Below are 22,512 nucleotides of genomic sequence, written 5' to 3'. Positions count from 1 at the left end.
TGCCGGGCCTGTCGTGAGCATGTCCAGGAATCGGCGCAGGGTGCGCAGGGCGGGGTCGCCGTCGTGGACGTATGCGGGGAGTCGGGGCAGGGGGTTGGACGACGTGGAGCAGGCGGCCGGCGCTCACGTGGGGTCCGGCGTCGCGCAGGGCGTGTTCGACGGCGCTTTGCGTCCGGGTGGTCGCGTGCAGGTGTTGTGCGCAGTGGAGTTCGTCGCGGTGGGGCAGCCATCGGCCGGCTCTGTGGTCCCTGCCCGAGGTGGTGATCTCGCGTTCGAGGAAGGCCCGGGTCCAGTCGTGGGCGACGAGTTCGCCGCTCGCGCGGCCGGGCCGGATGTTCCGGCAACGCGCGCACAGTCGTACCGGCCGGGGTGAACCGTGCACGGGTCGCAGGGTCACGGCCGGTTCGTCGTCGCCGGGGCCTGGTCCTCGCACAGGTGGCAGACCGCAACGACGACGGTCAGGCGCGAGCGGGGCGAATCGGTGGTCACCACGGACCCAACGACACCGCCTGTCGGCGTACACGGGAACGTTTTCAGCCGCGTACGGATGAGCGCGGACAGGTTCTGGTGTGCTGACGGATGTCGCCCGGCCGCGGCTGCAGCTGCAGTGGGCGGTTCGGACCGGACGTACGCGCAGGCGACGGCGGCTCTGCCGGACGTGGAAAAGCCTTCGACCGTCCGCACGCCGATCAGGCACCCTCCCTGGCATGACCACGCCGTCCTTCGTTCCCGGACTGGAACTCTCCCTCCGCTTCTACCTCGAAGCCGTACGGCCCCTCCTGGACGAGGCCGCCCCCGGGATCGCGCACTCCGCCGCCCGCCTCGGCAGTGGTTCGGAAGTCCTCGGGTTCGACACCGACCGCTCCGCCGACCACGAGTGGGGACCCCGCCTGCAGATCCACCTGCACCCGCGGGACGTCGCCCGCCACGGCGCGAGGATCACGGCACTGCTTTCCGAACGCCTGCCGAAGACCTTCCTCGGCTACCCGACGCACTTCGCCGCCACCGGCGACGCGGGCATCCGCGTCATGCAGGCAACCGACGGACCGGTCCACCACCGCGTCGAAGTCACCGACCCGGGCGCCTGGTTCACCGCACAACTGGGCTTCGACCCGCGTACGGACGTCACCCCGGCGGACTGGCTCGCCACCCCCACCCAGCTCCTCGCCGAGGTCACCGCCGGCGCCGTCTTCCACGACGGACTCGGTCAACTGGCACCGGCACGCGCCAACCTCGCCTGGTACCCCCACGACCTCTGGCTCCACCTGCTCGCCTGCCAGTGGCAGCGCATCTCCCAGGAGGAGGCCTTTGTCGGCCGCTGCGGCGAAGTCGGCGACGAACTCGGCTCAGCCGTCGTCGCGGCCCGGCTGGTGCGCGATCTGATGCGGCTCTGCCTGCTCATGGAGCGCCGCTACCCGCCCTACGGCAAGTGGCTCGGCAGCGCCTTCGCCCGCACTCCCCGGGCACCCGCCCTCACCCCGGTCCTCACCGCGGTCCTCGCCGCCACCGACTGGCACACCCGTGAGCACCACTTGGCCCGCGCCTACGAGACCGTCGCGGCCGTACACAACGAGCTCGGCCTCACCGACCCTGTCGACCCCGCCCCACGGCCCTACCACAGCAGGCCGTTTCGGGTTCTGCACGCCGAGCGTTTCACCGCGGCGCTGCGGACCCGCATCACCGACCCGGGGATCGGTTCCCTGCCCACGATCGGCACCGTCGACCAGTTCGTCGACAGCACCGACGTGCTCAGCCGTCCGGAACTGACGCGCGCCGCCACGTGCGCAACGATCCCGCCGCCCGGGAACTCCGTCTCAAGCGGCTAAAGGGAGAAGACGAAGCGGCCCGAGAATCGGGAACGTTGGTCTGTAGGCAGCTGGGGAATCCGAGGCCGTACGCCGACACCGCTGGTCACAGGTCGCGAGCCGGACCCGCACCGCCACGGCGAGAAGCCGGACGCGCCCACTACCACCCGGCCATGCAACCTCCCGCGCACCTCCCGCGCACCTTCGACGCACCTGCCCGCGTGGTGCCGTTCACCGCTGCTGCGCCGGGCCGTCGTCGGTCGCGCCCTACCAGTTGGCCGTGCCACTTCCGTGCCACCTTCGCGCCAGGTGCGTGCACTCTCGATGCATCCTCGGCTGCGAGGCCGCGCGGCATGGCCGGACACCAACCCCGCGCGAGCATCCGGCGGCGCGGCGAGCGCGGGGAGGACACCGCACACCGCCCGATGAAGGTCTTGCGCCGGCGGGGGCAGGTGGTGCCTACTGGAAGTCGTCCGCGTTCGGGGTGTGTTGCCGATCGCGGGTGCGATCCCCGGTGTTCGCCGCATGCGGGTCGCTCCTGGCTCCCTGTGGGGCCGCCGTCGGGTCTTGCCCGAGTCTGCGCCGCGCCCCCGGATTCCCGCCTCCGGCGATGGCTCGCCCACGTCCGGCCGTTGCGTCCGACTTGTAGCTGTTTCGTCCTCGGACGTGCCCCCGGCAACTCGGGCGGCAAGTCGGGTGGCAACTTCGGCGGACGCTCTCATCGTCCGGGGGTCTCTTTTCGTTCGCGCAGGTCGCGGGGCCTGAATGCGGGCAAATGATGCCCCGGACTGTTTGTAGAGAAGTGTTCTCTCTCCAATCCCTGCGGCAGCCGCGCGAATTGCTGTCCACACCCTCGTTGCCACGGTCGGCCGTCATCTTTCACGACCTGCTCCTTCCGGCTGTCCCGGCCTCTACCGTTCCGGCCCCGCCCGACCCTCGGGCCTTCCTGGCCCGGCCATGCCTGGCCCGTTCGTCTCGCCCGGCTCGCCTTGCCCGGGGTCGGCGTTCCGTCCTGTGCCGCCCTCCTGCGCCGGCCGGCCGCCGCGCCCCGGCCGGCGCCGCCTGGTTCCCCCACCGAGTAGAAGAGGAGTTCGCGATGTCCGCCGACGAAGTCGCGTTGTCTCGTATCCAAAAGCTCAACGTCACGCTGACCGATCGGGATCGTCTGATCCTGAGCACGTTGGCCACCCGCCGGATGTTGACCACCCCTCAGATCGCCGAGTTGGCGTTCGACAGCCCGGTCACCGCCCGCCACCGCATGCAGCAACTCGAAGCCATGCAGGCCGTCCACCGGTTCCGCCCCAGGGCGGACCGCGGCTCGTATCCCTCGCACTTCGTCCTGGCCCCCGCAGGCGCCGCGGCGGTGGCCATCGACGCGGAAGAGGAGACGAAGCCGGCGATCCGCCGGGCCCGCCGCGACCGCGAACTCGGCCTCAAATCCCCCAGCCGCCTCCGCCACCTCTTGGGCGTCAACGGTTTCCACACCGCCCTGGAAGCCCACGCCCGCACCCACCCCGACACCGAGGTCGAACGCCGGCTCAGCGAACGGGAGATGCCCGATCCCGGCATCCATTCGCACCAGGCACGCCCCGATGCCGTCCTGACCTGGCGGGAGGGCGACGCCCGATCCACCGTCGCCCTCGAGTACGACACCGGCACGGAACGCCTGGCCCGCCTCGTCGACAAGATCGACCGCTACGCCGCCCTGCTGTCCCTCGATCCCCGCGCCGCGGACGGTTGGGAGGCCGACGAGCTGTTCGGCCACGAACGCCCCCTCGTGCTGTTCGTCTTCACCACCACCCGCCGTGCGACCGAGGCCCGCGCCGCACTCGAACGCACCTCCACCGCTGTGCCGATCGCCACCGGCGTGTGGACACCGGGAACCTCCCCGGCCGAAACCCTGTGGCTCCCACTGAACGCACGACCTCCCCGCCTGCGCCTGGCACAGCTCACACCGGGCGCACCTTCGCCCTTCGAGACCGGGACGACCCGTGCGCCCGGCCGGGCTCGGTTCGATGCGCCGTCGGCGGCCGACGCCTGGTTCGACGTCGACGAATCCGACCCCTGGTAGTACCCGCACCGGCACCGCACCGGCACCGCACCGGCACCGGCACCGGCACCGCACGGCACCGCACCGGCACCGCGCACCGCAGTGCACCGCGCGGTCCGCACCGCACCGCACCGTTCTTGGTGCGCACTCACGCGCCTTGCCACCACGCCGGGCCGTCCGGTGCGGTGGCGGTGGCGGTGGTTCCGGCGAATCAGGACAACAGGGGGTGGTCAAGGGGGCAACCGTCTTGAACCGCCCTGGCCAAGGCGAAAAACGGATGTATCGGACCCCTTGTCCGATGTCTGTCGGTGTTTCGACCGCACGCGCGTTCGTGCTGGTCACAGCGTCGTACAGACGGGGGACAAGGGGTGGGTGCACTCTCCGACGCACCGGGTGGTGCCCAGTGGGGGCGCCCCGGCAGCGAGGAGCCCGCCATGCCCAAACGACTTCGACCGGAACCGCGGCACGAACCCCGCCCGAAGTCCCCGTCCGTGTCCGGTGACGGCGTCGGCGAGGTGGTGTTGCGCGCCCGGTCCTGGCAGCCCTCGGCTGCGTCCGCGTCGCCACGCTCGCCCAGCTGCGCGAACTGCTCACCCCCGGCCACGCGAGCACCGCCTACGTGCGCCGCGTCACCCTCACCCAAGAGGAACGCGGCCTGGTCGCACGAGTGCGCCACGGCCGCACCGACGTCTGGCATCTCACCCGCGCCGGCCAGGCCACGATCACCGCGTCCGGCGCCCCGCACCGACCGCGCGCCGCGACCGGCGAGGCCGCCCTGCGCGGCGGCCTGGCCGCCCACGCCCTCGCCCTCGCCCTCGCCGTCACCGTCACCGTCACCGCCGCCGCGTGCGTACGCCACCGAGCCGGCCCCATCACCGGCTGGGACGTCGAAGTCGAACACCGCCTCGAGCGCCGCTGACTCACCGCCGACGCCGTCGCCCGCCTTGACACCACCGACCACCGCGACACCGGAGTACGCCTGATCGAACTCGACCGCGCCACCATGCCCCTGCACCGCCTCGCCACCAAGATCGACACCTGGACCCGCTGGGCCGAACACCGCATCCACGAAGGACCCCACCAACTCAACGGCTCCACCTGCGCCGCATGGCGCGAGCAATACCCCGGCCACGCATGCCCGCCGCTGTGGATCGTGACCACCGGCGCCGACCCGAGCGTGCTGCGCCGCCGGATCGACCGGGTGCGCCCGGCCCTGCACGCGATGCGCGCCTTGGACCGCCGGGTGATGCGCGTGTACGCGACCACCCTCGAGCAGCTCGCCGAGCACGGCCCCACCCACCGCCGGATCTGCACCACCATCGTGTGACCGACCCCCCGACCCCCCGACCCCCCGGCCCCGCGCGGACAAGGGGTAAACCGGGGCGTGTCCCCAGGGGTGCATCGAGCCGACCGCGCCCCCGGGGACGAACAGGCTGGTCAACCCCCTTGTCCGCGCAGCCGCGATCACGCCGACACCTCTACTCGCATCCTTCGGTGCGGGGAGACGTCCTTCTTTCTCGCCCTGCCCGAGGCCCTGCCGAGGCATCGACGAACAACGGCTCGTCTCCTCATCCGTTTCCTCCGGCGGCGCAGGCCTCGGCGGCGCAGGCCTCGGCGGCGCAGGCCTCGGCGGCGCAGGCCTCGGCGGCGCAGGCCTCGGCGGGGCAGGGCGGGGCGCGCAGCAGGCAGGGCTGCGCCTCAAGTTGAGGTCGCATATGTGAAGCCTGGGTTCCAGGGGGCCCACGCCTTCGGGCGGCATCTGACGACGTTGTCGCAAATCGCGGGCGAAGGGGCGAGGGAGGGTGGATGTGCGGGGACTGGCTCTGTTCACGAGAGACGACAGCGTTTCCACGGCGGTTCGGGAGGCACCGTGGCTCTGGGCCCGGGTCGGATGTTCACGAGAGAGTTTTCGGCAGCAATCGGAGGCTGTTCCGGCTGGGTTGTGGACCGTGCGCGTTCGATTGCGAGGATCTCGGGTCTCGGGGTTGAAGTTGCCGTTGCGGCAGCTCCTACCGTCGTGACCAGGGCCGGAGAAACCGGCCTGGCGACAACACATGTGCGGGAGTCGTGATGGACTGGCCGATCTCGGAGGTGGCCCGGATGTCGGGCGTGACCGCCCGGACACTGCGTCACTACGACGAGACGGGTTTGCTGCCGCCGGCCCGGATCGGGGCCAACGGGCACCGCTACTACGAGGAGCGTCAGCTGCTGCGGCTGCAACAGATCCTCGTGTTGCGGGCGCTGGGCGTCGGGCTGCCGGAGATCGGCCGGATCCTGTCGGACAAGGTCGACGAGGTGAACGCCCTGCGGGGCCACCACCGGCGCCTCCTCGCGGAACGGGACCGCCTCGACACACTGGCCGGCACCGTCTCCCGCACGATCGCCGAACTGGAACAGTCCAGGAAGGACGGCAACCCCGTGACCATCAACCGACCGGAGAACCTCTTCGAAGGCGTGGCGCCCTCCCATTACGAGGAGAACATGCGCGACTTCCCCGAACTCGCCGAAGAGGTCGCACGACGCGCCGACGCGATGAGCCAGGCCGACGCCGACGCCGCGCACCGTGAGCGCACCGCGCAGATGATCCGGCTGGCCGAACTCATGACCGCAGGCCACCGGGCCGACGCCGACCCGGTCCTGGCCGAAATCGACACCCAGTACCGGGCACTGAGCGCACTGCGCGCAGCCACCGCCGAGGACTACCGGGCCATCGGACGCTCCGTCGTCGACAACGAGACGTGGCGCGCCGCGTACGAGGCCATCGCTTCCGGCCTGGCCGCGTACCAGCGCGACGCCATCGAGGCCTACACCACCCGACTGAACTGAGACACGACGCGACCGCCATCGGGGGAAGAACCGCGATGGCGGTCGCGTGACGTCACGGGCGGTCCGACGATGTTCGATCCCGATGACCGGCTGGGGGCGCCTCGACACGGTGCCGCCCATTCCCGTGAACAACGACTTCCCTCACGAAAGACCGCCTCCCGACGCGCTGAACAATCGCTGTCGGAAGTCGTGAACAAAGCCACGGGGACGCCCGACCAGGGAGTGCCGTGATCGTCTTCGACACCAACGCCGTCGGAACGACGTCGCGAGCGAGTCGGCGGCGACAATCCGGGATTGTCGCCGCCGACTCACGGCGGTGCCATCGCACGACGCGCGCGAGGGCGGGGACGGCGCCGGTCATCAGGTGGTGACCGGCCTCCTCACCGATGCCCATGAGCACCGCCACGAGCATCGTCCCCGGCACGCTGTACGCCCAGCGGCGCCACCGGGGCCGGGCGCTGACCGGCGGCCGCCCCCGTGCGTCGCCGGGCCGCCCACCCCTGCGTGACCGAGGACGGAAGCGGGGCCGGACGGGTGAATCCCGTGATCGCCGGCTTCTTCTTTCAAGATGCCCGAATCCCGCGCCTCTCCGCGCCTGTGGCCTCAGGGTGATCGTTGCGGGGCTTCGTTCGGGCGGCGTGCGAGTGCTTCTCCCGCGACCGGACCAGCGCGGGCGTCGCGTGCTTCGGCCCACCCGCCCCGACTGTGACGGTCTCGACCCGACGTGAGCGCAACGGCGCCGCGAGTGCCGGATCCGGCGGTGCCCGTCCCGTGTGCCTCGGGGGGTGCCCCCCGAGACGCGACGGCGGGCCCGGTGCCCGCTTGCCCGGCGGGCGTGCGTCGGCCGATCGGTTCGATCCGGCTTTCGGCAGGGCTCCTCCCGCCGAGCCGTGCGGTGGTGTGGCCCCGCGGCCCCTCGCCGAGGGGAAGTCGAGGGCCCCGGGCCTGCCCCGAGTACGCCGACAAGGTGACCGCCGGCCACTACGATCCCGACGCCGGCCGCCTTGACCTGCACGCCGCCTCGTCCACCTACGCCACCCGACTACGCCTCCTGGAGCGCGTGTTGATCGGGCGTTTCAACGCCGCCGTCGGCACCGGCGCCGTGCGCTCGCTGCGTGTGGTTCCGGGAGGGCGCGCGGAATCAGGCGACGCCCGAGGCCCCGCCGCCGACGGGCTCCGGGAAGTTGCCCGGTGCGACCGGGCTCATGCGGCGGTGGCACGGCGCAGCGTGAACCAGAACGTGGGGACCGGGTTCGTACCCGGCGTCACGTCGGTCAGCTCCCACCCGGCGAACCTGGCGGTGAGTTCGTCGGCGGTGGCGCCGGACCACGTGTCGTCGAACGCCCCGGGCCCGTATCCGAACATCAGCAGTCGTGCGCCGGGGGCGGCACGCTCGGTGAGGCCGGCGGCGTAGGCGTCGCGGCGGTGCGGTGGTATTCCGCAGTAGCAGCTCAGGTCGAAGAACAGGTCGTACGGGCCGGGTACGCCCACCTCGTCGAGTCGGGTGGCGTCCCCGCACAGCACCGTGACGTCCGCTCCGGCCGCGTCGGCCTTCTCCCTCGCCTGCCGGACCGCGCGGTCGACCAGGTCGACGGCCGTCACCCGCCACCCGTGCCGGGCCAGGTACACGGCGTTGGTCCCGGTGCCGCAGCCGAGTTCGAGGACCCGGCCCGGCATCAGCGCACCGGGCCCCTCTACCAGGGCCACCAGCTCGGGCGGCGTGATGCCGCTGTCCCACGGCGGCTTGCCGTCCCGGTAGAAGTCCTCCAACACGCGGCGCACCAATGCCTCTTGGTCGAGTTCCGCAGGCGTTCGAGTCTCACTCATCACTACCCCTACAAGAATCTAGAGTCCAGCTCTAATGACGAACTCTAGAGATATACTCCCGGCATGGACACGGTCAAGGGATCCGACGAACAAGACGTCAAGCGTCCCGACAAGCGGGCCGAGCGCTCGCGGCTCACCCGCGAGAGGATCGTCGCGGCGGCGCGGGACCTGTTCGTCGCGCAGGGATACGGCGCGACCAGCCTTCAGGAGGTCGCGGATCGCGCGGGTGTGGCCGTCCAGACCGTGTACTTCGTGTTCCGCAACAAGCGCGCGCTGTTCAAGGACGTCGTCGACACGTCCATCGCGGGCGACGCCGAGCCGGTCGCCACGATGGACCGGGACTGGTTCCACAGCGCGTGCGCGGAGCCCACTGCGGCCGGGCAACTGCGCGCCCACATACGGGGCGTGCGCGACATCCTCGGCCGGGTCGCCCCGATCGTGCCGCTGATCGCGGCTGCCGCCGCCACGGACCCGGAGATCGCCGCGCAGTGGCCCGCCGGCCCCGACCCGCGCTACACCGTCCAGCACGCCGCGGCGAAGGCCCTGACCTCCAAGCCCGACGCCCGCCCCGACATCGACGCCGCGCGGGCCGCCGACCTGCTGTACGGGCTTCTCAGCCCGGAGCTGTACCTGATCTTCGTCCGCGACCGGGGCTGGTCCCCCGACGCCTGGGAGGAGTGGGTTGGTGCGACCCTGACCGCCCACCTCTGTACCGACCACAAGTAGGTCGGCGACCCGGCTGCGGCTACCGGAACGCTCGCCCCGCTGCACCGAACACAACCCGCCGGGAGCGAAGGGCCCCTGCTTCATCGATGCGGACCGCGAACATCCACGAGCGCGACCTCGGGTACCGCGCGGGTTTCTCGTTCCACGACGACCTCGGCGTGCCCATCGAGGAGTTGGCCTCGATCACCGTGCACGACCTCCGCACGCGCCTCGAAGAGTGGATCAAAGCCGGCCCTCGCAGCACGCCGTCGCCCGATCCGCACCACGTGTCTTCGGCAAGCTGCGCCGGCCCACTTCAGCAAAGTGCCGTCACGAGTATCGCCATCGCTCGTCATCCTCACTGCATCCCCCGCCCCCACGGGCCTGGACCGCGGGCACCGACGGCCCCGGCAACCCGCGACGCGACCCTTCTTCTTCTTGTCGGATCGGGGGAGTACCGTTCCCGGTCCCGATCCTGGGAGGTCACGTGTGGGTCATCCGTGAATGGACCGACGACGAAGGCCACACCCGCAAAGCCGTCGTGAGCGAAGAGGCCGCAGCCCGCTCCGACGAGGAACTCCGCGCGATGCACCGCCGCCTCGAACTCCTCGCCCGACAGCCCCCCGACCCCGCGCTCGGACCCCTCAACGCGGTGCTCGACAGCAACCTCGACGCGTTCGTCCCGGAGCGCCTCGAAGGCATGAACACCCCCGGCCGCCACATCGGCCTCGACGACCTGGTCCCCGGCCTGCTCCACCCGGACCCGGACCCGCAACTCATGGAGACCATCAACCGCATGTTCGACCAACACATCGAGACCGTCGCGGACCGAATCAGACGCGGCGAGACACCCTGACCCGTCCACGGGCACCGACCGGTCGTCCCCTCCACCGAAGTGCCCGCGCGACGAACAGGAATGGCTCCGGCCACGCGTTGCCGCGGCCGGAGCCATTCCCTCGTCTCCGTCGCGGGGCACAGCCCGCACCACACGCCACGAGGCGAAAAGTGTGGACCCCACGAAGGGCACCCACCCACCCTCGCCCCAAACCGGCCCCCGGTGCGGGCGGTTCATCCGAACGAGACGAACACGCCCTTCCGGCGGACAAACCGGCCACCCGGCCCGGACCCGGAGCCGGGCGCACCGACCCAAGCGCGCGAACCTCTCCCGAACGCAACCACCACACCCTCGGACGGCCGAGGCGACCTCGAATCCCATCCGGCCCGACGCCCGAAACTCACGCCCACCGCATACCGAGCGCGGAAAGCGCCTGGAGTCGCTCGGGCGGGTATGTGGCGCGTCGTTGTCGCGCGTTCGCGAGGGCGACCCCCAACTTGACCTGGTGCGCCTCGCCGCCGTGTTCGACGAATTCGACGTGCTTGCGGGGGACGGTGAGGTGCCCCTCGCGCTCCCGAAACGCCGCCGCCGCGGCGAGGGTGAGCGCCCACCGATCCGCCCGCACCACCCCTGCCGCCGACACCGCGGGCCGCTCCTCCCGCGCGGTGACGTCGACACCGACACCCGCCAACGCCGCCCGCTGCGCCGGCGTCAGGTCCGCCCCGCTGCGCCGTTGCCGCCGGAGCCATGCTCCGATGTCCTCGCCGCCCACGGTGTGTCCGGGCACCAGGTCGTCGACGCGGCCGCCGGCCTCGGTGTGCAGGCGTACGGCGGCGAGCATGCGTTGCCAATCCAGCGACCACCGCTGCGCCGGATCCGGCCGTCCGGTGGGGTTCCAGTCGGGGTCGATCTCGGCCAGGCGTTGCCAGCGTTCGCGCCAGCGTTCGGGGTTCTTGCGTGTCTCCAGCGGCCGTCGGCAGTTGGCGAGGAATTGCCCGACGGGATACCCGTTGATCGCGGCGGGTTTGGGCGCGGCCAGGTGCCCGTGGACGGCGAAGTACGCGCGGCTTATGGCGAGTCCGTCCTCGAAGGCGGTGTCGTCGGTGTTCCACACCATTCCCAACCGCTCCAGCAGCTCGACGCGGTGCGGGGTGATCGACCCCGCCGCCCGGGCCCGCCGCTGGTCCCCGATCCATTGCCCGATCGGGTACGAGGTCCCGGTCTCGGCGTCGTAGTCGATGCTCTCCAGCGGCACCCGCAGGTGGCCGTGGGCCGTGTGCCAGCGTTTGGCGGCGTGGTATCCCCGGCGCCAGTCGCGGCGTTCGGGGTTGATGACGCGCAGGTTGATGAAGTCGCGGAGCAGGGTGGGGTCGCGGTCGGTCATGAACCGCACCAGGAACCGCTCCTCCTGACCGCCGGCGTCGCTTTCGTCGCCGTCACCGGGCTCGACGTCGCCCCGTTCCCCGATGTCCTCGGTATCGGTCACCGCTCTCGCCCAGGTCTTGGGTCCGCTCGGGGCGGGCGTGGCGAGCATGTCCAGGACGCGGGCGTCGTGCGCGGCGAGGGCGTGCAGGGTGCGCACCAGCGGGTGGTAGCTGTCGGAGACGAGCATGTCATCGGGTCGTTCGCCGGGGGCGAGGAACACGGGGACGATGATCGTGGCGGTGCGTCCCTCGCCCGGGTGTTGGCGCAGGGCGCGGCCGATGGCCTGGACGATCTCCACGATGCTGAACTTGGGGTCCATGAAGGCCACCGCGCGGGCCCGCAGGTCGACGCCTTCGGCCAACACACGCACGTTGCTGAGGATCGCGCGGGGTGCGATGGTGCCGTGGGGGTCTGCGCGTTCGACGAACCGGGTCAGGACGTCGCGCCGGTGGTCGGTGGGGTGTTCGCCACTCAACCAGTCGGCCCACACGTGAGCGGGGTGGCGCCCCGGCTCGCCCTGATGCAGGCGCGCGGCCACGTCCGGCAGGCTCGCCGCACAGGCCTGGGCCTCCAGGGTGCGGGAGTGGTAGGCGATGACCGTGTCCAGGTCGTCGTCGGCGGCGGCGCGCAGGAGCGCGGTCTGCAACGCGACCAGGCGCGCGGCGCGGTACTGCTCGACCTCGTCGATGCCGCGCCGGCCGAGGCCCCGGTTGAGGTTGCTGCCGGTGGCCGCCGCGAGTTCCTGGACCTGCGGGTCGGTGATCTCCACGACGACCACCCTGGGCCGTGCGATCAGGCCCATGCGGGCCGCCGCGGCGAGTTCGAGGCGGTGGACGACGGGGCCGAAGATCGCCTCGTCGTCCATCGACGCGACCGCGCGGGCCTCCAGCGCCGAGTGCACGGGCCGCCCGCCCCGCACGCGGACCGGCCGATCGTCCTCGCCCTCGTCGTCCCACTCCCGGTCCGGGGCGCCGCCGCCGGCATCGTCTGGGCCGGCGACGGGGTCGGGGTCCTCCCACGCTTCGTCCTGGGCCAGGGCGGGGGGCAGTTCGGGGTCGGCGTCCGACAGTGTGGCTTCGCTGTAGGCGCTGTTGGCGGGTGGTTCCCACACGCGGGGCGTGGCGGTGAGGTACAGCCGTCGCGTGGCGGGAAGTCGGGTGTTGTCGTGGACCGCGGCCCATTCCTTCCCGACGGATCCGCTGGTGCGGTGGGCCTCGTCGACGACCACGAGGTCGAAACCGGCCAGGGCGAGGCCGTAGGCGCCCTGGTGGGCGGTCAGGACGGCGCCCAGCGACTGGTAGGTGGCGTACACGGTCACAGGCCCCGAGACGCCTGCCCACAAGGCGATTCGGGGTGCGCTGGTGGTGCATCGCACGCCGGCTTCGTCCAGTGTGCGGTCGCCGCCCAGCGAGCACACGGCGATCTGCGTTCCCGCGGTGCGCCCGGCGTTTCGCCAGGCGGTGACGGTCTGGGTGAGGAGGTCGAGGGTGGGGACCAGGACGAGCACCCGCCCGCGTGGGGCGAGGGCGGCGGCCACGGCCGCGGCGATCCGCGTCTTGCCGGTGCCGCAGGCCATCACCGCGGTGGCCCGCGCCCCGCCGTGCGGCCCGCCCGGGACCATGTCCGCGTCGGGGTTCTCCAGGGCGCGGACGATGGCGTCGACGGCTTCGCGCTGGTGCGGACGCAGGGGCGACGCGATCCGGCGCGTGGGATGCGGTGCGGGCTCGGGTGGGAAAAGCGGCAAGGAATGCTGCACGGTTTCTCTCTTCGTGTCGCCGGCTCCCGCGGGCGCTCCCGCGCTATGGCGTTCGCCCGGCCGGTGCTCACCTGCGTACCTGCACGCCGGGTCGATGGGCCGGCCGCGACCCCAGGTTCAGTCGGTGAGTTCGAGGACGACGCGCAGTGCGGCGGACACGCGGGTCATCACGGCGGGGTCGGCGGTTCCCAGGAAGGTACCCGAGCGGATGCGTTTGTCGGTGAGGGCGACCAGGTCGACCGCGACGGCTGCCCCCGCCACGGGTTCGCCGATGGGTACCGTGACGACGGTGTCCGGGGCGCCTCCGGTCCGGTCGATCATCATGCACACCAGTGTTCCGGGCAGGGCGCGGATGGCTGCGTCGGACTCGACGATCAGAACGGCCCTGACCTTGGTGGCCAGGGGGACTTCCCAGATCTGGCCGCGTGCGAGCCTCACGCGATGTCCTCGCCGAACACGTCCGCGAGTTCCTCGACGTCCTCGCCGTGTCGGCCGCGCCAGGCCTCGATCGCCTCGCCAGCCTCGCGCAGGGCCTCGGCGCGCAGCGCGCGCTCGACGTAGGCGGACAGGTTCCCCGCCGCGGCGGCCTTTGCGGTGGCCAGCAGGTCTGCGGGAAGCGTCACCGTGACCCGTTCCTTGATCGTCATACCTCGGATCATACGCGAAGTATGATCCGGGAGTCGTTACCTGGTGTCGGCCGCGACCCGGGTTCCACTCGTTCGGGTGGGTCTCGCGTATCCCACCGCGGCTGTGGAGAGGATTGGGCCATGGCTGGCATCGGTCCCGGTTTCGACGTTCCCGAGTTCGACGACCACGACGCGGCCCAAAGCGCTGGGGACTCGCCGTTTCGGCGGTGGCTGGTCGGCGATCTCGACGGTCCCGAAACCGAGTTCGACGATTGCGACCCGGCTTGGCGTACCCGGGACACGCCGTTCCGGCGGTGGCTGGTCGACAGGCTTGCCGCGGCCGGCTCCACTCTCCCTGCCGAGGCCGTCTCCTGCTATGCCCCCGCGAACCGCTACCGCGGCCTGAGCGACACCGATGTGGAACTGCTCGCGATCGTCACCGACACCACCGGCGACATGGCGGCGCACAAGGCCGACCTCGAGGACTGGGCGCGCGAACTGCAACTGCGGGAACATCCCGACCTCGTCGTCCTGGACCCGGACCTCGACCGCATTCGACACCGCTCCTGACCCGTGCCTCGCGCGGCTGTGCCGGCTCCTGCGGGAGCAGGTTCAGGAGCCGGCACCTGCGGGAGCAGGTTCAGGAGCCGGCGCGGCGGGTGTCGTGGTCCGGGGCATTCGCTCGGGGTCGGGTTGGTGGGGTGTCAATTCCATGGGTCGGTGTTGGGGTCTTCTCCGAGCATTTGGGCTGCGGTGATGCACAGGTCCGTGCCGTAGATCTGGTTGCTGCCCCATGTGGAGCCCCACAGGTCGGTCGCGGCTTGGGCGACGGCGCGGTAGGTGTATTCCTCGTCGACTCGCCAGGTGCGGATTTGCGCGGCCATTTCGGGTGTCATCGTGGCCGGGTCGTCGGGGTCGTGTGTCATGCCGCCGACCTTACTGAGCTTTGCGGATTCGGTTGTTGTTGGTTCGTCATGTCAGGTCGGTTGCTGCGAGGAAGCCGTTGAGGAGCGCGGGATGGTTTTGGATGTGCCGCAGGCCTTGGCGGGCGACGGCGACGAGTTCGTCGAGGGTGCGGGCGCCGAGGTTGGCCAGGGCCCCGCTCTTCAGATGCGCCCAACTGCCCTCGACCGGGTTCAGGTCGGGTGCGTAGGGTGGCAGGAAGACCAGCGTCAGCCAGTCGACGCGGTCGGCGAAGGCGCGCATCCGGCGGCTGCGATGGCTGCCGAGGTTGTCCCACACCAGTACGATCGGGCGATCGAAAGTCCTGTGTATGTCGGGCAGTTGGCGAATCAGCTCCCGATCGGTGACCGAGCCCGGCACCATGCGATACAGGAACTTCGGTAATCCGCCCGGTGGGTAACAGCACCAGCCGACCAACGAGGTCTTCGGCCGTTTCCCCATCCGCACCCGCAGCGTCGGGGTGCAACCCCGCGGGGCCCACGTGGCGCGGACCGGCGGCAACAGGGACAGCGCCGTCTCGTCCGCGAACACGATCACCGCACCCGTTCGCCTCGCGGTGGTTTTACCTGGGGCCACACCGTGCTCCTCCAGGTCGTCACCGCCTCCTCGTCCCGTTCCAACGCGCGCCGGGCGGGCCGCTGCCGCGACCAGCCGTGCGCCTTCAAAAGCCGCCACACACTCGACGGCGACGCGTAGACCACCCCTGTGACCTGCGTGATCACCCGCCCGACCCGCGCGAGCGTCCAGATCCGCCCGGTGAAACCGGCCGCCTCCGGACCGGCCTCGAGCACCGCCGCCACCTCGGCGAACCCCTCGTCCGACACCCGCCGGCGGGCACCCGGCGGGCCGGCGGAGCGCAACGCGTCCGCCCCGCCGTCCACCCACGCGCGATGCCACACCGACACCGCCTGCGGCGACACACCCGACCGACGCGCCACCTCCGCCTGCGACACACCCTCCGCGAACCAACCAGCCGCCCGCAACCGCAACTTCTCCCGGCGCTCCCGCTCCACCGGGGTCATCCCCGAGCTCCCCATACAACGGGTATGCCCTCATTTGACGCACCGTCAATCGGACTCGGAAACCTCAGTAGGTACAGCGCGTGGAGGGTGGCCATCGCATTACGTCGGTTGTCGACCGTAGTGGCCCAGGATTTCCTGTCCGATTTTCTTACGACTTTCGGGCGTGATTTCCGGTTGGGGCGGGCCGGGGTGTTGTGTCGGGACACGACAGTTGGCATCTGGCCACGCTGGTTGACATCGCCCTCGCTCATCCGTGCCAAGATTCGCCGGTGGAGATATCCGACCTCACGCGTGCGATCGCGGCTGCGACATCGGTTGCCGCATCGCTGGACCTGCCGGCCGACGACGCAGTCGTTCTCCACAACTCGAACAGGCTCGCGCTGCGGCTGACGCCGTGCGACGTCCTTGCCCGGGTCGCTCCAGCGGGGCAGGCCGCACAACTGGAAGTCGACCTCGCTCGACGGCTCGCGGAGGCCGGATGCCCTGTGGGCGCCTTGGAGCCTCGGGTGGACCCGCGTGTGTATACGCGCGATGGCTTCGCAGTGACGTTGTGGACCTACTACGAACCCGTGACACCTCACGTCTCGGCAGTCGACTACGCCAAGGCGCTGGAGCGGCTGCACGCCGGCATGCGCGAGGTCGATGTGCCGAGCCCACGGTTCACGGATCGGATCGCGGAGGCGGAGGAAGTCGTCGCCGACCCGGATCGCTCGCCGGAACTCGCCGACGCGGACCGTGTGTTCCTCGGCAGCAGACTGGAAAGCCTGCGCCGGGCGATCGAGGACCGCGGCGTCGTGGAGCAGCCGCTCCACGGCGAGCCGCATCCGGGCAATGTGCTGGGCACGAAGAACGGCCCGTTGTTCATCGACCTCGAGACGTACTGCCGTGGACCGGTCGAGTTCGATCTCGCCCATGTTGCGGAGGCGGTCTGCGAGCATTATCCGAGCATTGACCAAGGACTGCTGGACGAGTGCCGACAGCTCGTCCTCGCGATGGTCGCAGCGTGGCGTTGGGAGCGTGGCGACCAGTTTCCGAACGGGAGGCGATTCGGGGAAGAATTCCTGCGCCTGCTGCGAGAGGGCCCTCCTTGGCCGACACTCGACGCAGCGACCAGGCAACTGGACGGTCGGTAGAAATCGCCGAGGGTACATGCCTGATGTCCGGGCTTCGCGAGATTCGCCAATGCCGACAGCCCTGACGATTCATTGCTGCCGAGAATCTTGGCCGGACGGAGCAGGTCCGCCTGCGCCATGGCCGCACGGGCTGTGCACAGACACGGAGAACTGACGGAGGATCGACATCGCACGGTCCTTGCCCCGTTGACTGCCGCCGGCGTCGCCGAGCCCGTGGAGTGTTCCTACCTCGGGGTACGCCGGGATGATCCGCGACGGCGCACTGTGCCCGCTGGGTCCTGAGCTGCCGACTGCCCGTAGCCTTCGCCCATGCAGGCAACTTTGATGATCCACGACGGCACAGCCGCGCCCGATGCGGACGTGCCACGTACCGGGGGTGTGCCGCTGGCTCCCGAGGGGTTCACCGGGCCGGTGTGCGGCGACTACTGCGGAGGGCCGATGCAGTTCTTCGCGCATCTGCCGGTGGAGTACGGCGTCCTGTCGGTGTTCGTGTGCCAGAACGATCCGGGCGCCTGCGAGCTGTGGGACGCGACCTCCGGGGCGAATCGGGTCCTTCTTTTCCCGTCCGCGGGACTGGTACCGGTGGCCGTGAGGAGGGCGTGACGCTGCTGCCCGCAGTGTCGGCGATCACGACCCGGGTCGTGACGCTCGAACCGGAGGACGACGACAGCGAGGATATCCCGCGCGACACGTACGACCTCGCCCGTTCAGGGTGGAAGAGGGAGCCCGGAGAGCGGTTCGGGAAGCAACGCGCGGTGCTCGGATCGCTCGGCGGCAGCCCCTCCTGCCTGGACGACGACCGCCGGCCCGGGTGCCCCTCCTACTCCGGCACGACGGAATTCGCCGCCGCGGCGCTGCCCGCGACCGAGGGCAGCGCCACCGTGCCCGCGCCACACCTGGAAGAGGGGATCGACCGGCAGGCCGCGATGAACCTCGGCGGCCGGTGGGGCTACGTATTCGTCTGCCGTCCCTGCTCCGAGGGCGCCTTCCTCACGGGCTGAGCGCGCCTGTGGCGGCAGGTCCCGCCGCCTGCGCCGACGGGCCGCCCCCGCTCTCCTCCTCCGCCACAGTCTCCTCCGGGTGGCCGTGAGTGTTCGGTGCGATCCCCGAAGATTTATCGGTGTCCGGTGAGCACGTGACGGAGGCGGAGACCGCCGAGAGTCGGTGGTGCGGGCTACAGGCCGTAGAACCTTCGGCTGACCGAAGAGGGGGCTCCTTCAGTGGCTGACGAAGTGGCTGCCCCTGTCCGAGCGGTGGTCGGGATCGCGACGACCTCGGCTCCGACGGAGCACTGTCCGTGTTCTGCGTCAAAGGGGGCGGAGCGCGGGCAAGGGCAGCGGCGTCACCCTGGTGTGCCACCGCCGTTGATGTCGAATTTCTCGAGCGGCGTGCGGGCGCCGTCGCGGAACGCGTCGAGGCCCGTCTCGAAGTCGACCGCTGACCCCGCGAACAGCGCCGATTCGTCGGGTGCGACGTAAATCTTGCCTCCGCCGCGTACGGCGTGCACCAGGCAGACGCCGAGCCCGTCGGGCAGCTCGACGACGTTCAACACCGGGTCGGTCCTGAGCTGAGCGAAGTGCGCTCTGCCCACCACTATGAGCCGGTCGACGCCCTCGGATGCCGCGTCGCTGCCGCCCGCGGCAGGCGCCAACGGTGCCTTGCGGTCCTCGACCGCCTCGACTGCGTAGCCGCAACGCCGGGCAGCGTCGAGGAACGCGTGGAGATCGGATGCCGCGTGCAGGAGCGCCCCGAGCTCGCCCTCGCATTCGGCCACGTGGAACGTTCCGGCGGCGAACGGATGCGTGACCGGTGCGGCCCCTGGCACCGGCGGCGGGGTTGACGTGCTTACGAGCACCCCTGGTTCGCCCCTGATTCCCATCGCGAGCCGCCTGCCGTAAAAGAGGCGGTATGTGCGCGCCGACCCGGTCGGATCACTCACGACGTCTGCTCCTTTACCTGATCATCGCCCGTAGGGCTCCGCGTACGCACCGCCGGGCAGGACAACTCTCCCGCAGCCGCGCTGCCCGCAACCGCAGACGTTCTCGACTTCCGAAACGCCGGTTGCCGGCCGGTACCTCGCAGTGAGCCCGGCGCGGCCGCCTACTCGGATCCGACGAGGACCGCGATGGCGGGTTCGACCGGGGCGGCTGGATATTGCCCTACGTCGACACGGTGGTGGAGAAGTTCATGAGCGACTCCATCGCCGGGGCGGCCGGACTGCTCCTCGGCCGCAGAACGTACGAGATTTTCACGGCAACCTGGCCGTACGCCGACGACACCGACCCCGTGGTGGCGGCCATGAACACCATGCCCAAGTACGTGGCCTCCCGTACGCTCACCCATCTCGAATGGGCGAACTCCACCCTGCTCGGGGCCGACGTCGCGGCGGAGGTCATCGGCATCAAGGACCGAGCCGACGGCGAGGTCCTGGTGCTGGGCAGCGGGGAGTTCCTCCGGACTCTCATCGAACACGATCTCGTCGACGAGTACCGCCTGCTGGTCTTCCCGCTCCTCTTGGGAGGCGGCAAGAAGCTGTTCGACGACGGCACGACGCGACGCCCGCTCGCACTCGTGGACACGACGGCCTCGACGAGCGGGGTGCTGATCAACACCTACCGCCGCGCCGACGGGTAGCCGACCGGAGGGCGGGTCACGGGTGCCGCCGTCCTCGTTGCCCCACGCGTCGTCGAGCGCGTGTGCCGACTCGCGCCGAGACGGCCACCGCGCCCGGCGCGATCCGGCTTGCCGGCGGGGCGGTCACGAACAGCCCCTGCCGTGCCGGCGTCTTCGTCGTCATCGACCCGACCGGGCTACGGGTCCCGGGGACTACAAGTCCGGGGGGCCAAGCGGAGGCAGACCCATGGAACACAAATCCCCTCAATCGCGGCCACCCCCGGCACCCACCGTCGCCGCGCGGCCGGCCGCCGCGGCTGTCCCGCCGGCCACTCGGGCGAGGCCCGGCCCGGTGTTCGCGCCGGTCGGGCGACGATGCGCACCCGGCGTGCGGCCCGGTCGAGTGACACGGCCGAAACGCCGGGCGGGGCGCGGGGAGGGCGTCGCCTTGGCCCGACCACTCCGTGGGTTGGGCCAGGGCTGGGCCAATAGAGTGGCGAGGAAGACGGCTTCGGACACGGTTTTCACGAGCACGGTTTCGATCAGGACGTGTCGGCAGGCCGAGGGAACGCGCGCAAGGGGTGAAGAAAGAGTTTGCTGACGCTAGCGGGTGTGAGTCGTCGGTTCGGTGAGCGGGAGGCGTTGAAACCCCTGGATCTTCATGTGGTCGCGGGTGAGCGCGTAGCCCTGATGGGGTCGAATGGGTCCGGGAAGTCCACGCTGCTGCGTCTCGCGTGCGGACATGATCGGCCGACGACCGGCACGGTCCGATTCGACGGGCTGCTCATGACCGAGGACGACCCGCGTGTGCGGTCCCGGGTCGCGGTGGTGGGGGAGGCGCTCACCTGCTATCCCGATCTGACGGTGCGACAGCACCTGGAATTGGTCGCGGTGGGACACGCCGTGGCCGACCACGAGGCCGTGATCGAACGCTGTCTGGACGACCAACGTCTGCTGCGCCATGCCGACGCGCTGCCCGGCGCCCTGTCCTCCGGGCAGACGCAGGCCATGCTGTTGGCGGCGGCATGGGTGCGCCCGCGCGATCTGCTGGTGCTTGACGAGCCGGAACAGCGCTTGGATCCCGCCGCACGCGAGCGCCTCGCGAACCGGTTGCGCGCCGAGGGGGACCGGGGCACGACCGTGCTCTTCGCAACCCACCATCGGGAACTCGCGTGCTCGGTGGCGGATCGCGTGCTCGTGCTCGACGACGGCCGCGTGGTCGCGGACGGCCCGCCGGCGACGACGCATCCGTGACAGGCCCCGCACCGGACGTCCGCGTCGGCGCCTCGACGCCGGTACTCGCGCAGGATCCCACGCATGCGACGACCGTCTGGTTGCGGCTGCGGCGCGGCAGGGGCAGGGCCCGCCGATTCGGCTACGCCGTGTACATCGTCGTGCTTCTGCTCGGCAGCACCTATGGCGTGTATGTGGCGGGCGCGATCCACGAGGTGCGCCGGCAGCCGCTCGCCGCCTACGCGGACGAACTGGCGGCCGTGCTGCCCTCCGGCTTGGTCCTCGCCGCCATCACCGTCCTGGCCCTTGCCGCCTGGGACGGGCTCTGGCGCGGCCCGGTGACGCCGCCACGCCCGGACGTGGACTGGCTCCTCACGCTTTCGGTGCGTCGCGGCCGGGTGCTCCTGCCGTGGTTCGCGCTGTCCGCCGGTGTCTGGATTGTGGCGGCGCTCCTCCTGGGCCTGGTCGGGGCCCTGGTGATCGCCGCCGCCGGCCTGGGGGGCGTCGGGGCCGGGCTCCTCGCGTTCGCGGCTCTCGGAGTGGGCGTCGCCACGCTCGCCGTGACCGGCGCGGCAGTGGTGGAGCGTTCACGACGGGTGGCCGATCGGCTGCGTCGGCTCGTGCCGGTCCTGGTGCTGGGGATAGTCCTCGGTATCGTCCAGGTCGTCGCGGCCGCGCGCGGTCACCGTTCGCGAGGCGTGGAGACGGCGCAGCTGTGGTCCGGCCCATGGGGCTGGGCGGCACAGCCCGTGCTCGCCGCCGCCGGCGGGTCCGTGCCGCTGTGGCCGCTCGCCCTCGCGCTGCTGATCCTGTCGACATCGGCCGCCGTGTGGGCCGTGCCCCGACTGGTCGCGGGCATCCCCACCGCCGAACTCCGCGTGCGCACGCGGGCGTCCACGGGAGTCCTGGCAGGACTCTGGGCACTGGACCTGCGCGCCGCCAGGCTCGGTGCGACAGGCGCCGCCGACACGCGCCGCGCGGGACGGGCCCAGCGGTGGGCCGCCCGACTGCGCGCCCCGCGCCGGGCAGCGTTGCTCGTCGTCTGGCGGGACGCCGTGGCCCTGCTCGCGGCACCGCGACGAACGGGCCTGATGCTGCTGCTCCTGGCGTTCTCGACCGCGACCGCGACCGTCGCGGCACACACCGAGGGAACGGCGGCGACCCCGCTCACGGTCGCCGCCGCGCTGATGGGGTACTTCGCCGCCGCGGCGCTCCTGGAGTCCGCACGCCTGGACGGGGACGACACGCGCCGCGCCGCGTGGTTGCCACGACCGTTCGCGCGTGTGGCCCTGGAGCACGCGCCGGTCCCGATCCTGCTCCTTGTGGTCGCCGGCTGCCTGTTCGCGCTGCCCGTGACGGTGCTCGCCCATCCGGGCGCGCTCCTGGTCGTGCCGGCGGCGGCGCCGGTCCTGGTCGCGGCGGGACTGGTCGGCGCCTACCGCCCCCCGACCCCCGCGTGGATGCTGTCCCATCCGGCGTTCGCGCAGGTCGGCCCGGTGATGGCGGTGGTGTGGTACGGAGCCGGCCCCATCGTCGGGGTCACGGGACTCACCGTCCTGCTCGCCCCGTCGTCGATGTCCGGCGCGGGCACGGCCACCGTGTCGGCCCGTCTCGCGGCCTGTTGGGCGCTGGCCGCACTGATGCTGTGGTGGACCCATGCCCGTGCCCGCGCACGGCGCTGAACGAGCCTCGA

23 protein-coding genes and 1 pseudogene are annotated in these 22,512 nt (G+C 71.2%); 15 read left to right on the top strand and 9 right to left on the bottom strand.

Features of this window, described 5'->3' with window-relative positions:
* The first annotated feature begins 707 nt into the window (after positions 1-707).
* The 4 genes from ACIRL2_RS43295 (at position 708) to ACIRL2_RS43280 (ending at position 5,182) form a co-directional block, all read left to right on the top strand.
* Positions 708-1,826, top strand: a complete 1,119-nt coding sequence (locus ACIRL2_RS43295; protein ID WP_395871217.1) for a DUF4037 domain-containing protein — start codon at positions 708-710, stop codon at positions 1,824-1,826.
* Positions 1,827-2,901: 1,075 nt separating this feature from the next.
* Positions 2,902-3,876, top strand: a complete 975-nt coding sequence (locus ACIRL2_RS43290; RefSeq protein ID WP_402240037.1) for a replication-relaxation family protein — start codon at positions 2,902-2,904, stop codon at positions 3,874-3,876.
* 514 nt (positions 3,877-4,390) lie between these two features.
* Positions 4,391-4,774, top strand: coding sequence for a replication-relaxation family protein (locus ACIRL2_RS43285; protein WP_402240146.1), 384 nt, complete (start codon positions 4,391-4,393; stop codon positions 4,772-4,774).
* 84 nt (positions 4,775-4,858) lie between these two features.
* A complete protein-coding gene (locus ACIRL2_RS43280) occupies positions 4,859-5,182 on the top strand; it encodes a hypothetical protein (protein ID WP_402240034.1) in 324 nt (107 codons plus the stop codon).
* Positions 5,183-5,423: 241 nt separating this feature from the next.
* Here the strand turns inward: ACIRL2_RS43280 and ACIRL2_RS43275 are convergent, their stop codons facing one another.
* Positions 5,424-5,570, bottom strand: a complete 147-nt coding sequence (locus ACIRL2_RS43275; RefSeq protein WP_402240031.1) for a hypothetical protein — start codon at positions 5,568-5,570, stop codon at positions 5,424-5,426.
* 355 nt (positions 5,571-5,925) lie between these two features.
* Here ACIRL2_RS43275 and ACIRL2_RS43270 point away from each other — a divergent pair, with 355 nt between their 5' ends.
* Positions 5,926-6,681, top strand: coding sequence for a MerR family transcriptional regulator (locus ACIRL2_RS43270; protein WP_402240028.1), 756 nt, complete (start codon positions 5,926-5,928; stop codon positions 6,679-6,681).
* Between the two features lie 724 nt (positions 6,682-7,405).
* A pseudogene (locus ACIRL2_RS43265) lies at positions 7,406-7,789 on the top strand (hypothetical protein); the annotation flags it as partial.
* 95 nt (positions 7,790-7,884) lie between these two features.
* Here ACIRL2_RS43265 and ACIRL2_RS43260 read toward each other — a convergent pair.
* Positions 7,885-8,508 carry a class I SAM-dependent methyltransferase gene (locus ACIRL2_RS43260; RefSeq protein ID WP_395871231.1) on the bottom strand — a complete coding sequence of 208 codons (624 nt, stop codon included), beginning with the start codon at positions 8,506-8,508 and terminating at the stop codon, positions 7,885-7,887.
* A gap of 63 nt (positions 8,509-8,571) precedes the next feature.
* Between ACIRL2_RS43260 and ACIRL2_RS43255 the strand changes: the two genes are divergently transcribed.
* Together ACIRL2_RS43255 and ACIRL2_RS43250 are read left to right on the top strand one after the other, a co-directional pair.
* Positions 8,572-9,234, top strand: a complete 663-nt coding sequence (locus ACIRL2_RS43255) for a TetR/AcrR family transcriptional regulator (protein WP_395871233.1) — start codon at positions 8,572-8,574, stop codon at positions 9,232-9,234.
* 466 nt (positions 9,235-9,700) lie between these two features.
* Entirely contained in the window at positions 9,701-10,069 is a 369-nt protein-coding gene (locus ACIRL2_RS43250; protein ID WP_402240026.1) for a hypothetical protein, read from the top strand.
* A 379-nt stretch (positions 10,070-10,448) separates the two neighbouring features.
* Here ACIRL2_RS43250 and ACIRL2_RS43245 read toward each other — a convergent pair whose 3' ends face one another.
* The 3 genes from ACIRL2_RS43245 to ACIRL2_RS43235 all read right to left on the bottom strand — a co-directional run bounded on the left by ACIRL2_RS43245 (position 10,449) and on the right by ACIRL2_RS43235 (position 13,876).
* Entirely contained in the window at positions 10,449-13,229 is a 2,781-nt protein-coding gene (locus tag ACIRL2_RS43245; protein ID WP_402240023.1) for a Helicase associated domain protein, read from the bottom strand.
* 117 nt (positions 13,230-13,346) lie between these two features.
* On the bottom strand, positions 13,347-13,667 hold the full coding sequence (locus tag ACIRL2_RS43240) for a type II toxin-antitoxin system PemK/MazF family toxin (protein ID WP_395871239.1): 321 nt from the start codon (positions 13,665-13,667) through the stop codon (positions 13,347-13,349).
* The gene (locus ACIRL2_RS43235) at positions 13,664-13,876 is read right to left on the bottom strand and encodes a type II toxin-antitoxin system CcdA family antitoxin (RefSeq protein WP_395871241.1); all 213 of its coding nucleotides are present in this window, start codon (positions 13,874-13,876) and stop codon (positions 13,664-13,666) included. Before ACIRL2_RS43235 ends, ACIRL2_RS43240 begins: the two co-directional genes overlap by 4 nt.
* 120 nt (positions 13,877-13,996) lie before the next feature.
* Between ACIRL2_RS43235 and ACIRL2_RS43230 the strand changes: the two genes are divergently transcribed.
* The gene (locus ACIRL2_RS43230; RefSeq protein ID WP_402240020.1) at positions 13,997-14,425 is read left to right on the top strand and encodes a hypothetical protein; all 429 of its coding nucleotides are present in this window, start codon (positions 13,997-13,999) and stop codon (positions 14,423-14,425) included.
* Between the two features lie 134 nt (positions 14,426-14,559).
* Here ACIRL2_RS43230 and ACIRL2_RS43225 read toward each other — a convergent pair whose 3' ends face one another.
* The 3 genes from ACIRL2_RS43225 to ACIRL2_RS43215 are packed head-to-tail and all read right to left on the bottom strand — an operon-like array spanning position 14,560 to position 15,840.
* A complete protein-coding gene (locus ACIRL2_RS43225) occupies positions 14,560-14,781 on the bottom strand; it encodes a hypothetical protein (protein WP_395871245.1) in 222 nt (73 codons plus the stop codon).
* A 46-nt stretch (positions 14,782-14,827) separates the two neighbouring features.
* Complete coding sequence (locus tag ACIRL2_RS43220; RefSeq protein ID WP_402240017.1) at positions 14,828-15,394, bottom strand: IS630 family transposase; 567 nt, start codon at positions 15,392-15,394, stop codon at positions 14,828-14,830.
* Complete coding sequence (locus ACIRL2_RS43215) at positions 15,352-15,840, bottom strand: winged helix-turn-helix domain-containing protein (protein ID WP_402240016.1); 489 nt, start codon at positions 15,838-15,840, stop codon at positions 15,352-15,354. The genes ACIRL2_RS43220 and ACIRL2_RS43215 overlap by 43 nt, the downstream gene beginning before the upstream one ends.
* Positions 15,841-16,109: 269 nt before the next feature.
* Here ACIRL2_RS43215 and ACIRL2_RS43210 point away from each other — a divergent pair, with 269 nt between their 5' ends.
* The 3 genes from ACIRL2_RS43210 to ACIRL2_RS43200 all read left to right on the top strand — a co-directional run bounded on the left by ACIRL2_RS43210 (position 16,110) and on the right by ACIRL2_RS43200 (position 17,974).
* Positions 16,110-16,973 (top strand): phosphotransferase family protein, encoded by an 864-nt coding sequence (locus ACIRL2_RS43210; RefSeq protein WP_402240014.1) that lies wholly within the window; start codon positions 16,110-16,112, stop codon positions 16,971-16,973.
* A gap of 309 nt (positions 16,974-17,282) precedes the next feature.
* Positions 17,283-17,576, top strand: coding sequence for a hypothetical protein (locus ACIRL2_RS43205; protein ID WP_402240011.1), 294 nt, complete (start codon positions 17,283-17,285; stop codon positions 17,574-17,576).
* On the top strand, positions 17,573-17,974 hold the full coding sequence (locus tag ACIRL2_RS43200; RefSeq protein WP_402240010.1) for a hypothetical protein: 402 nt from the start codon (positions 17,573-17,575) through the stop codon (positions 17,972-17,974). The genes ACIRL2_RS43205 and ACIRL2_RS43200 overlap by 4 nt, the downstream gene beginning before the upstream one ends.
* Positions 17,975-18,315: 341 nt before the next feature.
* Here the strand turns inward: ACIRL2_RS43200 and ACIRL2_RS43195 are convergent, their stop codons facing one another.
* Positions 18,316-18,912 (bottom strand): hypothetical protein, encoded by a 597-nt coding sequence (locus ACIRL2_RS43195; protein ID WP_402240007.1) that lies wholly within the window; start codon positions 18,910-18,912, stop codon positions 18,316-18,318.
* Positions 18,913-19,160: 248 nt separating this feature from the next.
* On the opposite strand from ACIRL2_RS43195, the gene ACIRL2_RS43190 reads away from it, so the two are divergent.
* From ACIRL2_RS43190 to ACIRL2_RS43180, 3 genes are all read left to right on the top strand, one after another.
* Positions 19,161-19,607, top strand: coding sequence for a dihydrofolate reductase family protein (locus ACIRL2_RS43190; RefSeq protein WP_402240005.1), 447 nt, complete (start codon positions 19,161-19,163; stop codon positions 19,605-19,607).
* Positions 19,608-20,198: 591 nt separating this feature from the next.
* Positions 20,199-20,840: an ABC transporter ATP-binding protein gene (locus tag ACIRL2_RS43185; protein ID WP_402240002.1), complete on the top strand. Its 642-nt coding sequence runs from the start codon at positions 20,199-20,201 to the stop codon at positions 20,838-20,840.
* Positions 20,837-22,501: a hypothetical protein gene (locus ACIRL2_RS43180; RefSeq protein ID WP_402239999.1), complete on the top strand. Its 1,665-nt coding sequence runs from the start codon at positions 20,837-20,839 to the stop codon at positions 22,499-22,501. Before ACIRL2_RS43185 ends, ACIRL2_RS43180 begins: the two co-directional genes overlap by 4 nt.
* Positions 22,502-22,512 lie beyond the last annotated feature (11 nt).

It is taken from the genome of Embleya sp. NPDC127516 (assembly GCF_044765325.1).
Taxonomy (GTDB): domain Bacteria; phylum Actinomycetota; class Actinomycetes; order Streptomycetales; family Streptomycetaceae; genus Embleya.
The sequence above is the reverse complement of the archived record's forward strand: the minus strand, read 5'-3'. Positions and strand labels throughout refer to the sequence as shown.